At 65.3% G+C, this 9,599-nt stretch carries 8 protein-coding genes, 2 tRNA genes and 1 pseudogene; 7 read left to right on the forward strand and 4 right to left on the reverse strand.

The window, feature by feature from the left end; all coding sequences use genetic code 11:
* Window positions 1-89 precede the first annotated feature (89 nt).
* The 6 genes and pseudogenes from AC5RWD_RS02480 (at window position 90) to AC5RWD_RS02505 (ending at window position 4,720) form a co-directional block, all read left to right on the forward strand.
* On the forward strand, window positions 90-251 hold the full coding sequence (locus tag AC5RWD_RS02480; RefSeq protein ID WP_494018527.1) for a hypothetical protein: 162 nt from the start codon (window positions 90-92) through the stop codon (window positions 249-251).
* Window positions 230-496, forward strand: a pseudogene (locus AC5RWD_RS02485) (TIM barrel protein); the annotation flags it as partial. The gene AC5RWD_RS02480 and the pseudogene AC5RWD_RS02485, both read left to right, overlap by 22 nt.
* Before the next feature lie 125 nt (window positions 497-621).
* Window positions 622-1,617, forward strand: a complete 996-nt coding sequence (locus AC5RWD_RS02490) for a substrate-binding domain-containing protein (protein WP_494018528.1) — start codon at window positions 622-624, stop codon at window positions 1,615-1,617.
* A 54-nt stretch (window positions 1,618-1,671) separates the two neighbouring features.
* Window positions 1,672-2,724 carry an ABC transporter permease gene (locus AC5RWD_RS02495; RefSeq protein WP_494018529.1) on the forward strand — a complete coding sequence of 351 codons (1,053 nt, stop codon included), beginning with the start codon at window positions 1,672-1,674 and terminating at the stop codon, window positions 2,722-2,724.
* A gap of 13 nt (window positions 2,725-2,737) precedes the next feature.
* Window positions 2,738-3,664, forward strand: coding sequence for an ATP-binding cassette domain-containing protein (locus tag AC5RWD_RS02500; RefSeq protein ID WP_494018530.1), 927 nt, complete (start codon window positions 2,738-2,740; stop codon window positions 3,662-3,664).
* 21 nt (window positions 3,665-3,685) lie between these two features.
* On the forward strand, window positions 3,686-4,720 hold the full coding sequence (locus AC5RWD_RS02505; protein WP_494018531.1) for a Gfo/Idh/MocA family oxidoreductase: 1,035 nt from the start codon (window positions 3,686-3,688) through the stop codon (window positions 4,718-4,720).
* A gap of 138 nt (window positions 4,721-4,858) precedes the next feature.
* On the opposite strand, the gene AC5RWD_RS02510 is transcribed toward AC5RWD_RS02505, so the two are convergent.
* The 4 genes from AC5RWD_RS02510 to AC5RWD_RS02525 form a co-directional block, all read right to left on the reverse strand.
* Window positions 4,859-4,934, reverse strand: a tRNA-Lys gene (locus AC5RWD_RS02510).
* A gap of 172 nt (window positions 4,935-5,106) precedes the next feature.
* Window positions 5,107-5,182: transfer RNA gene (locus AC5RWD_RS02515), tRNA-Lys, on the reverse strand.
* A 116-nt stretch (window positions 5,183-5,298) separates the two neighbouring features.
* Window positions 5,299-6,519, reverse strand: coding sequence for a PQQ-dependent sugar dehydrogenase (locus AC5RWD_RS02520; RefSeq protein WP_494018532.1), 1,221 nt, complete (start codon window positions 6,517-6,519; stop codon window positions 5,299-5,301).
* Between the two features lie 37 nt (window positions 6,520-6,556).
* Complete coding sequence (locus AC5RWD_RS02525; protein WP_494018533.1) at window positions 6,557-7,558, reverse strand: sunset domain-containing protein; 1,002 nt, start codon at window positions 7,556-7,558, stop codon at window positions 6,557-6,559.
* 224 nt (window positions 7,559-7,782) lie between these two features.
* Between AC5RWD_RS02525 and ilvD the strand changes: the two genes are divergently transcribed.
* On the forward strand, window positions 7,783-9,504 hold the full coding sequence (gene ilvD, locus AC5RWD_RS02530) for a dihydroxy-acid dehydratase (RefSeq protein WP_494018534.1): 1,722 nt from the start codon (window positions 7,783-7,785) through the stop codon (window positions 9,502-9,504).
* The last annotated feature ends 95 nt before the right edge of the window (window positions 9,505-9,599 follow it).

A 9,599-nucleotide genomic window follows, 5' to 3' on the forward strand; every position in this document is an offset into this window, starting at 1 on the left:
AGTCTATAGAACGATCTAGACACAAAACCAAGGCTGTGTCACCATCAATTCACTAGAACGATCTAGAAAGCTGAGAAGAGGACTGCAACATGACCTACGTCCAGCAACCGGCCGGTGACAGCCGCCCCGTCCGCCTCGGGCTGATTGGAGCCGGCTGGATCGGCGCCTTCCATGTCGAGTCGGTGGCCCGCCGGATTTCCCATACGCGGCTGGATGCCATCGCCGACCCCAAATCGGCGAGGGAAACCTGATTGAGCTCGTCCGCGGAGCTCTGCCATGGATCCGGGAAATCCAGGTGGCCGACGTCCCGGGCCGGTTCGAGCCCGGAACTGGGGAGATCAACTACGGAGCCATTGCCCGGGCGCTCGCCGGGGCTGGCTACGCGGGCGTCATAGGACTGGAAGCGGGTGCCTCGGCCGGGCCGGGCCTGGCATCGGGGGACCAGGCGCTGGCCGCGTTCCGGGAGGCCTTCCTGCCGGATAGCCAGGCAGAATAACTATTATCGTCCTAATGTTAGGACAAACGTTGACAAAGGTGATCCGAGTCACGATGATCGGAGATATCAACATTCCGGCCCTTGCGACGAGGCTCGGCCGGAGCCCGGATCGAAGGAGATTTTCGGTGATGAAATATTCATGGCGGAAGGCGGCGCTGATTGCCGCTGTCGTGCCGATGATGGCGCTCAGTGCCTGTTCCAGCCAGGGCGGACGTGCCCCCGAAGCGAACACCGGGGGAGGCGGGGGTCAGGCTGTGTCGACTCCCCGGATGAAAGTCGCACTGATCACGCATGCGGCCCCCGGAGACACCTTCTGGGACATCGTCCGCAAGGGGGCCGAGGAGGCCGCCGCAAAGGATAACGTGGAACTGCTTTACACCTCGGACCCCGAAGGCGGACGCCAGGCACAGCTTATCCAGCAGGCGATTGATCAGAAGGTGGACGGCATTGCCGTGACACTGGCTAAGCCGGATGCATTGAAGGACTCTCTTAAGAAGGCCACGGACGCGGGCATTCCAGTCGTCAGCCTCAATGCCGGCGAATCGGTCTCTGCACAACTGGGTGCTTTCACCCACTTCGGGTCCAACGAAAAGCTCGCTGGCGCCGCAGTCGGAACGAAGCTCAGCGAACTGGGCCTCAAACACCCCATCTGTGTTATCCAAGAGCAGGGGCACGTGGGTCTGGAAGCCCGTTGCGCAGGGGTCAAGGAAAAGGTGGCCGGAACGGAGATCCTTTACGTTCCCGGAACTGACATGGCCCAGGTTTCCTCCACGGTTACCGCCAAGCTACAGGCCACGGCTGATGCCGATGCCATCATTGGCTTGGGTGCGCCGTACACATTGACCATCCTGAAGGCCGTGAGCGGCGCCGGCAGCAAGGCCAAGGTGGCCTCGTTCGACATGAACCCTGAGCTCGCCCAGAAGATTGCCGACGGAGATGTCATTTTTACAGTTGACCAGCAGCCGTGGCTGCAGGGCTACGGCTCAATCGACTCCCTGTGGCAGGCCAAGCGCGGTGGCTTCAAGATCGGCGGCGGGCAGCCCGTGCTGACCGGCCCGTCCATCGTCGACAAGGCTGCAGCCACCGACGTTCTCAAGTTCGCCAAGGACGGCGTCCGTTAACAGCCCGCTAGCCGGGGCCGGCGACGCCGGGCCCCGGAAGCAAGGAGAATCATCATGACCATGACCCCAACAATCACAAAACCGGCTGTGGCAGATGAGCGCGTTGCAAAACGCAACCCTCTGCAGAAGCTGCTCGGTCGCCCGGAAGTTGGCGCCCTGGTGGGCGCGATCGTCCTCTTCGTCTTCTTCGCTTCCGTCTCCCAGACGTTCATCCAGCCGAACGCCTTCGCAACAGTTCTTTACGGCAGCTCCACGATCGGCATCATGGCCGTGGGAGTGTCGCTGCTGATGATCGGCGGCGAGTTCGACCTTTCCACCGGTGTTGCCGTGATCAGCTCGGCCCTGACCGCCTCGATGTTCAGCTGGTACTTCAGCATGAACGTGTGGGTCGGCGTGATCCTGGCGCTCGCCGTGTCCCTGGGCATCGGCTTCATCAACGGCTGGATCCTGATGAAGACCAAGCTGCCGAGCTTCATCGTCACCCTCGCAACGTTCCTGATGCTGACCGGCCTCAACCTTGGCCTGACCCGCATGATCGGCGGTGGCGTGTCCTCCCCGTCCATTTCCAGCATGGACGGCTACCAGGCCGCCCGGGCCATTTTTGCCTCCTCGGTGAAGATCGCCGGGGTGGACGTCAACAACACGGTCTTCATCTGGATCGCCCTGGTTGCCGTGGCGTCCTGGGTACTGCTGCGCACCAAGGTGGGCAACTGGATCTTCGCCGTCGGCGGCGACGCGAATGCCGCCCGCGCCGTGGGCGTTCCCGTCAAAGCGACCAAGATCGGCCTGTTCATGGCCGTCGGTTTCTGCGGCTGGATCCTGGGCATGCACAACCTCTTCGCCTTCGACGCCGTCCAGTCCGGTGAAGGCGTGGGCAACGAATTCCTCTACATCATCGCCGCGGTCATCGGCGGCTGCCTCCTCACCGGCGGCTACGGCTCGGCCGTAGGCGGTGCCATCGGCGCATTCATCTTCGGCATGGCCAACAAGGGCATCGTCTACGCCCAGTGGAACCCGGACTGGTTCAAGTTCTTCCTGGGCCTGATGCTGCTCCTGGCCACCATCGTGAACCTGATCGTCAAGCGCCGCGCAGACGCAAGCAAGTAAGGGCCCAAAAACCATGAACGCCAAGCAAATCGACCAGCAGCTGCTCCTCAAGGATGAAAAGGACCCGCTGACCCACACACCTGTGCACCTGCTCGCCCTGGAGAGCGTGGGCAAGCACTACGGCAACATCGTGGCGCTCACCGACGTCACGATGGCCGTGGACAACGGCCGGGTCACCTGCGTCCTGGGGGACAACGGAGCCGGCAAGTCCACACTGATCAAGATCATCGCCGGGCTGCACCAGCACGACGAAGGTGTCCTGAAAGTCATGGGGGAGGAGCGTAAGTTCACGTCCCCCCGCGACGCCCTGGACGTCGGCATCGCCACCGTCTATCAGGACCTCGCCGTGGTGCCGTTGATGCCGATCTGGCGCAACTTCTTCCTCGGCTCGGAGCTGACCACCGGCGTCGGCCCGTTCAAGAAGCTGGATGTCCAGCAGATGAAGGACATCACCAAGAAGGAACTGGCGGACATGGGCATCGACCTGCGCGACGTCGAGCAGCCGATCGGCCAGCTCTCCGGCGGTGAACGCCAGTGCGTGGCGATCGCCCGTGCCGTGTACTTCGGCGCCAAGGTCCTGATCCTGGACGAGCCGACGGCGGCACTCGGCGTCAAGCAGTCAGGCGTCGTGCTGCGCTACATCCTCCAGGCCCGCGACCGCGGCCTGGGCGTCATCTTTATCACGCACAACCCGCACCACGCCTTCCCCGTCGGCGACCGGTTCCTGCTGCTCAAGCGCGGCAAATCGATCGGCTACTACGACAAGAAGGACATCACCCTCGACGAACTCACGGCTCAGATGGCCGGCGGCGCCGAACTTGCCGAACTCGCCCATGAGCTCGAACAGCTCGGTGGCCACGGTGACGTCATCAAGGAAGTCCAGGCCGAAGTCGCCGACGTGGCTGATTCCAGGGCTGTCGGCGGCCGGGCGTCGAAGTAGGGAGCCGTGAGCAGGAACAGCATGGGAGAAGTAACTCTGGGACTCGTGGGAGTGGGCCGAATCGGCGCCATGCACGCCCGGAACATCGCCGGCCTCAATGAGCTGATGGGACCGCAGGGCACCCCGGTGCACCTTAAGCTGACCGACGTTGCCGCAGAACATGCCCGGTCGCTGGCCGGCGGACTCGGTGCCGGGTTCCTGCCCTCCGTTGAAGCCCTGTTTGAGTCTGGCATCGACGGGCTGGTCATCGCCACCGGAACTACCACGCATCCGCACCTGATCAAGGCCGGTGTGGACGCCGGCGTCCCGGTGTTCTGCGAAAAGCCCGTCGCCGTGAACGTCGAGGAATCACTGCCTGTCCTGGACCACATCCGGGCCACGGGCGGCACGGTGCAGATCGGCCACCAGCGCCGGTTCGACCCGGGCTATCTGGAGGCCAAGCGCGCCTTCGACGCCGGGGAGCTGGGATGGCTCCACACGGTCAGGGCGGTCACCTGCGACATGACGCCGCCGCCGGTGGAGTTCCTCGCGACGTCCGGCGGGCTCTTCCGCGACTGCTCCGTCCACGACTTCGACATCCTCCGCTGGCTCACCGGCAAGGAAATCGTGGAGGTTTTCGCCAGGGGTTCCAACAACGGTGACCCCGCAATCGGTGCTGTCGGCGATGTCGACACGGCGCTGGCAGTGGTGACGTTCGACGACGGCAGCGTCGGAACGGTCTCGGCCACCCGCTACAACGGGGCCGGGCACGACGTCCGGCTGGAGCTCCAGGGATCAGCAGGGTCGGTCATGGTGGGGATGGATGCCCAGATGGCGATGTCCTCCGCCGAGCCGGGGGTGGGTTTTCCGGCCGGGCCGCCGCACAGGACGTTCGCCGAGCGGTTCCACACGGCGTACCGTGCCGAGATGGCGGCCTTTGTGGAACTGGTGCTGGGGCAGCGGCAGAACCCCTGCACACCGGAGGACGCTGTCGCTGCGTCGATGGTGGCCGATGCCGCCCAGGCATCGCTGCAGTCCGGGGAACCCGTGCGGGTCGCACTCCAGACGGCGGGCTGACGCGGGAAGGGCAGGGCTCCGGCAGGTGCCGTGACCCTGCCCCCTGGCCCGGATACGCCCAAGGCGGCGGCATACATGTTTCAGGAACGACAAAGCCCCGCCTTCAGGTTTGTGGCCTTGAAGGCGGGGCTTCGGTAGTGGTGCACCCCCCGGGACTTGAACCCGGAACCCATTGATTAAGAGTCAATTGCTCTGCCAATTGAGCTAGAGGTGCATCTACTGTTTCGTTCATCCGCGGGCTTTTGTTTCCCCCGTTGACCTCCGCAACGACATGAAACTCTACACGAAGTTTTGGTTATGACAACACGGCTCCCGGCGCAGCCACATCCGGGAAACCGCAAAGCCCCACCTTCAGGCTTGTGGCCATGAAAGCGGGGCTTCGGTAGTGGTGCACCCCCCGGGACTTGAACCCGGAACCCATTGATTAAGAGTCAATTGCTCTGCCAATTGAGCTAGAGGTGCATCTGCTGTTTCGTTCATCCGAGGGCTTTTTGTTCCCCTGGTTGACCTCCGCAACGACATAAGACTCTACACGAAGTTTTGGCCAGTGTGAAATCGAGGTGGGCGGGAGGTGCCGCTTAGCGTGGAAGCCGCAAAATCAGCGCAAAATCAGGGTTTTGGTTGTTGCTGAGGGCCCATAAATCCCCGTTCTGGGCCAGCGAGACGTTCCTGATCCGCCCGAACTGCCGGGTGAAATAGCCCACAGGAGTGCCGGCATTTTCCCCGCTGAGGGGGACTGCCCAGATGCGCTGGCCCCTCAACGCGCCGAGGTAGGCCGTGCTGCCAACAATTTCGAGTCCGCTGGGGGAGGAATCTGCTGTCGAGGGCCAGACAACCTTGGCGTCGATGAAGCCGTCCCGGTGGGGCGCTCCGGTGACTTCGGGCCACCCGTAGTTTCCGCCGGGCTGGATCAGGTTGAGTTCATCATTGACGTCGGGTCCGAATTCGCTGGCCCAGAGCCGGCCCTGGCTGTCCCACGCCAGGCCCTGGACGTTCCGGTGGCCAAGGCTGTAGACGGGGTTGTTCGGGAAGGGGTTGCCGGGCGCGGGGGCGCCGTCCTTGGTGAGCCGCAGTATCTTGCCGCCCAAGGCGTTGCGGTCCTGCGGCTGTTCCCGGCGCTGCGAGTCACCTGTGCCGACGTAGAGGAACCCGTCCGGGCCAAAGCGGATCCTGCCGCCGTTGTGGGTGGAGGCCTTGGACATGCCGGAGAAGATCACCTCCTGCTCACCCAGCCGGAGGCCGCCGCCGGCTGCCCCGGTGCCTTCCAGGCGCATGCGGGCGATCCGGTTGTCATCGGCCGAGGTGAAGTAGGCGTAGAGATAGCGGTCCGAGGCAAAGTCGGGCGACAAGGCCAGGCCCATCAGCCCGCCCTCACCGCCGGGCATGACGCCGGGAACGGCCCCGATGGTGCCGACCTTGCCGTCCGTCACGGATTTGAGCAGGGCGGTATCGCGCTCGGAAATAACTGCTGTGCCGTCCGGCAGGAACACGGTGGACCAGGGAATCTGCAGTCCCTCGATCCTGCTCCGCACTTCCGGCGCCCGGGGCGCCGCCGGGGCTGCCGTACCGGAGACAGCCGGCGCGCTGGTTCCCCCGGCGCCCGTTCCCGCGGCGCCGGTACCCGAGGTGCTTGATCCTGAGGTGCTTGTCCCCGGTGTGCCGGTGCCAGGAACGGGCTGACCGCCGTCGCCCGTGCAGCCGGACAGCGACAACGTCAGGGCGGACAATGCCAAGGCTGCCGCTGCCAGGGGCGTGGCGGCGGCAGCCGCTGCGGGCTTTCGGGGGTGGTTGCGTGTCATGCGCGTCCTCCGTCCGCAGTCCGCCGCCGCGCGGGCGTTAGCGCCGGGACCGGCGCGGCGCCCGGAAGCCGGCAGCCTCGGCGTGCGCCGGGGACAGGAACCAGACTTCCGCCCTGACGTCCTCGTAGCCGGCGCTGTCTTCGTCGTAATAGGTCATGGCGCTGACGTCACCCTTGACGGCGTATCCGTCCGGGGCGCTGCCGTCTGCGGCCGGCGAGGCTGAGCCCTCGCCGTACGGCTGGTCAACCGCGGCTTCTGCGCCTTCGGCCGGGGCGTGCTTGTGGGGGATGGGCTGTTCGCCGAAGCCCCGTTCCGCACCGAAGCCCTGTTCCAGGTGGTGAGGCTGCGGTTCGCGGTGATGGGGCTCGGCATCGTGGCTGGCTCCGGCTTCCGTGGCAGCGGAGGACTGGATCCGCTGCTGGGTTTCAGCCTCGGCGTCCAGGGCTTCGGCCGCGGCCGACTCCGCTCCGGGCAGGGTGGGTGCATGCGGGGCCGTGTACTCCGCGTGATGCGTCGGGGTGGCAGGCTGCGCCGGTGCCTGCTGGGCGGAGCTGCCCGCCTCGGCACTTCCCGCATCCGACCACTGGGCATCCCATTCGGCCTTGTCGCCGTCGTCGTCCCAGTCGTCAACATCCCCTCCGGCTGGCCGCGACGAGGAGGGGCGGGCGGTGGCAGCCTCCCAGGATTCGATGTCCGGTTCCACGTCCTCGGGGTCCGGGCGCGTGGCCGCGGGGGCGGGGCGGCCCGCCGGCGGTGCGGCTTCCGCGGCTGCCGGCCCGGCGTCCGGTTCAGCCAGGCGGCCTGTTTCCGGTACGGTCCGGGTGGTGTCTGACAGGGGGCCCACCGCGGCTGCGGCGGAAGAAGCGGCCGACGGCGACTCTTCCGTTCTGGTGGATGCTGCGGGAGCGGTTCCGGCGGGGGAAGTCACCTGTTCGGTCCGGGCGGAGCCGGCGGCCGTTCCCCGCGAGCTCCGGTTCAGCAGCCACCAGACGATCGCAACGACCAAAACAATGACAATGACCCAGATAATCCACTCCATAGCAAAGCCTTTCATCCGTCACGCGAGGTTGCCGTGCTTGACGGTACGTCGCTGTCAATAGGGATGTCTAGGCTTGTCAACGCCATATGGACGCAGCGCACCCAGGCGCTCCGTCCCAGAAGGTGAGACGCAAGTCCACTATTTGATCGAATTTTTCTGGAAATTGGGCCAAACCGGCCACTTGCGGTCGTTGGCCGCCTTTCAGGAGTCTTAGACTTTGACCCATGAGTGAGGACACCCAGATCGCAACCGACAACAAGCCTGACATCAAGCCCCGGAGCCGGGTTGTCACCGATGGCATTCACGCAGCTCCGGCACGTGGAATGTTCCGGGCCGTGGGCATGGGGGACGACGACTTCGTCAAGCCCCAGATCGGCGTCGCGAGTTCCTGGAATGAAATCACTCCCTGTAACCTGTCCCTGAACCGGCTGGCCCAGGGCGCCAAGGAAGGCGTCCACGCCGGCGGCGGGTTCCCGATGCAGTTCGGCACCATTTCCGTTTCCGACGGCATCTCCATGGGCCACGAGGGCATGCACTTCTCCCTGGTCTCCCGCGAAGTCATCGCCGACTCCGTGGAAACGGTCATGCAGGCCGAGCGCATCGACGGGTCCGTGCTGCTGGCTGGCTGTGACAAGTCCCTGCCGGGCATGCTAATGGCCGCCGCGCGCCTGGACCTTTCCAGCGTGTTCCTGTACGCCGGCTCCATCATGCCGGGCTGGGTCAAGCTTGAGGACGGCTCCGAGAAGGAAGTCACCCTGATCGACGCTTTCGAAGCCGTCGGCGCGTGCGCTGCCGGCAAGATGAGCATGGAAGACCTCACCCGGATTGAGAAGGCCATCTGTCCGGGCGAAGGCGCCTGTGGCGGCATGTACACCGCCAACACCATGGCCTGCATTGGTGAGGCGCTGGGCATGTCCCTCCCCGGCTCCGCCGCCCCGCCCTCGGCCGACCGCCGTCGTGACGAATTCGCCCGCAAGTCGGGCGAAGCAGTGGTGAACCTGCTGCGCCTGGGCATCACTGCCCGCGACATCATGACCAAGAAGGCGTTCGAGAACGCGATCGCCGTGACCATGGCCTTCGGCGGCTCTACCAACGCCGTCCTGCACCTTCTTGCGATCGCCCGCGAGGCAGAGGTCGAACTGACCCTGGATGACTTCAACCGCATCGGTGACAAGATCCCGCACCTGGGCGACCTGAAGCCCTTCGGCCGCTACGTCATGACCGACGTGGACAAGATCGGCGGCGTGCCGGTCATCATGAAGGCGCTGCTCGACGCCGGACTGCTGCACGGTGACTGCCTGACCGTGACGGGCAAGACCCTTGCCGAGAACCTCGAGTCTATTAACCCGCCGGACCTGGACGGCAAGATCCTCCGCGCGCTGGACAACCCGATCCACAAGACCGGCGGCATCACCATCCTCCACGGCTCGCTCGCCCCCGAGGGTGCCGTAGTGAAGAGCGCCGGCTTCGACGCCGACGTCTTCGAAGGCAGCGCCCGGGTGTTCGAGCGTGAACAGGGCGCCCTGGACGCGCTGGACAACGGCGAGATCCAGAAGGGCGACGTAGTGGTGATCCGCTACGAAGGCCCCAAGGGCGGTCCGGGCATGCGCGAGATGCTCGCCATCACCGGTGCCATAAAGGGTGCGGGCCTGGGCAAGGATGTCCTGCTGCTCACCGATGGCCGCTTCTCCGGCGGTACCACCGGACTGTGCATCGGCCACGTCGCCCCCGAAGCGGTCGACGGCGGCCCCATCGCCTTCGTGAAGGACGGCGACCGGATCCGCGTGGACATCGCAGCACGGACCTTCGACCTGCTCGTGGACGACGCAGAACTCGAAGCCCGCAAGGAAGGCTGGGCACCGCTGCCGGCCAAGTTCACCAAGGGCGTCCTGGCCAAGTACGCCAAGCTGGTGCACAGCGCCTCCACGGGCGCATACTGCGGGTGATTCCTTCCCTTGGCGTGGGGGGGGGGGGGGCGCCCCCCCACGGGGCCGCGGGAAACCCCCAATTAAGCCCAAGCGCCAGGGGGGTGGGTGTGGGG

The sequence above is a fragment of the Arthrobacter sp. CMU6 genome, from assembly GCF_059090205.1.